The following is a 2,534-nucleotide window of genomic DNA, read 5'->3' on the forward strand; positions in this document are numbered from 1 at the left end:
TTTGGCATTACAGACTCTTTATAGCTTTCCTCTTGGGCATCAAATAACTCAAAGCTTGGCATACTTATAACTCTTGCATCTATTCCTTTAGCTGAGAGTTCTTCTGCTGCCTTAAAGATTAATTCTACTTCTGATCCTGATGCCATTAAAAGTACGTCTGGTGTTTCTTTCTTAGAATCTTTAAGAATGTATCCACCCTTTAATGCTCTCTTTGGACATCCATCATATAGCGGTAAGTTTTGTCTTGTTAATACTAATGATGTTGGTGTAGTTCCATTAGTTACAGCATAATACCAAGCTGCTGCTGTTTCCTTTGAGTCTGCTGGTCTAAATACTGTCATGTTTGGCATACTTCTTAGTGCTGCTAACTGTTCAATTGGTTCATGAGTTGGTCCATCTTCTCCTACTCCAATACTATCGTGAGTTAATACATAAGTTACTGGAAGTTTCATAAGAGCTGATAATCTCATAGCACCCTTCATGTAATCACTGAATACAAAGAATGTTGCACAAAATACCTTAAGTCCGCCATGAGCATACATACCGTTAGTTATAGCTGCCATCGCATGTTCTCTAACTCCAAAATGAAGATTTGAACCGCTTCTGTCTTCTGCTGAGAAGTCGCTACGACCATCCATATGAGTCTTATTTGATGGTGCTAAATCTGCTGATCCTCCTATAAGGTTTGGAATTAATTTAGCTAATCTATTTATCATTATTCCTGAAGATTGTCTTGTAGCCATTTCTTTATCAAAGCTCCAAAGTTCTTCATTATTTAATAAGCTTTCCTTATCGATTTCTCCACTCATCCAAATTCCATATTCTTTTGCTAGTTCTGGATAAGCTTTTTCATATTCCTTAAATAAGTTGTTCCATGCTGTTTCTTTATCTATACCTTTTTCTATGTGTTCATTCATATTTGTATACACTTCGTCTGGTACGTAAAATGCTGGTTCAGCCTTCCAGCCTAAATTTTCCTTCATAGCTTTTACATTATCAGCACCTAAAGGTTCTCCATGAGCTGAAGCTTTACCTTGTTTTGCAGGGCATCCAAAACCTATTTGGTTTTTAACTATTATAATTGATGGCTTAGCTGTTTCTGCTTTTGCTTCTTCTATTGCAGCTTCTATTGAATCAATATCATTTCCGTCTGCTACTTTTAATACCTGCCAGCCATAAGCTTCGTATCTCTTTCCTACATCTTCTCTAAAGGCTATGTCTGTATTTCCTTCAATTGAAATATTATTTGAATCGTATAATACAATTAATTTTCCAAGACCTAAGGTTCCAGCAAGTGATGATGCTTCTCCTGAAATTCCTTCCATAAGACATCCGTCACCAACAATTGCATATGAATAATGGTCAACTATGTTATAATCTGGCTTATTGAATTTTTCTGCTAAATGTGCTTCTGCAATAGCCATTCCCACTGCATTACAAATACCTTGTCCAAGTGGTCCTGTTGTAATTTCAACACCTTTAGTATGACCGTATTCTGGATGCCCTGGTGTAAGGCTTCCTATTTGTCTAAAGTTCTTTAAATCTTCAACTGTAAGTCCATATCCAAATAAATGTAATAATGAATATTCAAGCATTGAACCATGTCCTGCTGATAATATAAATCTGTCTCTGTTATCCCAATTTGGATTCTTTCCATTATGATTCATCTTTGTCCACAAAGTGTATGCCATTGTAGCAGATCCAAGTGGCAATCCTGGATGTCCAGATTTTGATTTTTCTATTGCATCTGCTGATAATACTCTTATTGCATTAATAGATAATTTATCTAACTCTCTACTCATTTCTTACCTCACTTTTATATAAATATATTTTCAAGAAAAGCTACAAGCTTTTCATCCTCTACTGTTAACTGTTAAACACTGCTGCCCAGTCTGCCTTAAATTTTTCAAGTCCTTGGTCTGTTAATGGATGTTTTATCATCTGCATTACTAAGTTATAAGGTACTGTTGCTATATCTGCTCCTGCCTTTGCTGCTTCTATTACATGAATTGGATTTCTTACACTTGCTGCTATTATTTCTGTTTCTATTCCATGTACTCCAAAGATTTCTGCTATATCTCTAACTAAATCCATTCCTATCATTGATATATCATCTACTCGTCCTAGGAATGGGCTTACATATGTTGCTCCTGCATTGGCTGCAAGTAAAGCTTGTGTTGCTGAAAATATTAATGTTACATTTGTTTTGATTCCTTCACTTGCTAATACCTTTGTTGCTTTAAGTCCTTCTGCTGTCATTGGTATTTTCACTATCATATTTTTATGGATTGCAGCTATTTCTCTTCCTTCTTTTATCATTCCTGCTGCATCCTCACTTACTACTTCTCCACTTATTGGTCCATCTACTATTTCTGTGATTTCTTTTATTACTTCATTGAAATCTCTTCCTTCTTTTGCTATTAGCGATGGATTTGTTGTTACTCCACAAATTACTCCCATTTCATTTGCTTCTTTTATATGTTCTACATTTGCTGTGTCTAAAAAAAATCTCATTTCTCTAACATCTCCTCTTT

2 protein-coding genes are annotated in these 2,534 nt (G+C 35.2%); both read right to left on the reverse strand.

The features are described from left to right. Window positions 1-1,802: transketolase (tkt, locus tag CLOBL_RS27175; protein WP_077861836.1), on the reverse strand; the 1,802-nt coding region annotated here is incomplete at its 3' end. A 64-nt stretch (window positions 1,803-1,866) separates the two neighbouring features. Continuing rightward, window positions 1,867-2,514, reverse strand: a complete 648-nt coding sequence (fsa, locus tag CLOBL_RS27180) for a fructose-6-phosphate aldolase (RefSeq protein WP_077861837.1) — start codon at window positions 2,512-2,514, stop codon at window positions 1,867-1,869. Window positions 2,515-2,534 lie beyond the last annotated feature (20 nt).

This window comes from Clostridium sp. BL-8 (assembly GCF_002006495.1).
Classification (GTDB): domain Bacteria; phylum Bacillota; class Clostridia; order Clostridiales; family Clostridiaceae; genus Clostridium.

Coding starts and splice junctions, on each gene's coding strand:
- fsa (WP_077861837.1), bottom strand. CDS start 2,514: ATGAGATTTTTTTTAGACACAGCAAATGTAGAACATATAAAAGAAGCA.